Consider the following 333-nt stretch of genomic DNA (forward strand, 5'->3'; position numbering starts at 1 on the left):
GTTGACGTTCAGCCTCAACCACTTGTTCAGCTTCCTCAAGGCGTTGTTGGGCTGTTTCAGCCTCTTGTTGAGCTACTTCTTCGGGTAACAATACCAAATTGCCTTCAGTATCGTAAAAGCGCAGCCAAACCGCTTCCTCTCGGTCAATTGTTCCCGACCAAGTTCCCAGCCAAAAGTCCAAACTTTCACACCATAGCCAACCTCGCTCATTGGCAACCAAAGACTGATACCCCTTGGAAATGTCTAAATGCCATCCTTGTAATGACTTGGGCTTAAAGGGGTCATAGACAAAATAATCTGGAGTGCGGAAAATCCGTCCATAGATATCTTTTT

The 333-nt window shown here is 45.9% G+C and carries 1 pseudogene; it reads right to left on the minus strand.

Annotated features, from left to right (window positions below):
* Positions 1-333: pseudogene (locus tag AC3A14_RS14060) on the minus strand (Uma2 family endonuclease); the annotation flags it as partial.

This window comes from Roseofilum sp. (genome assembly GCF_982964205.1).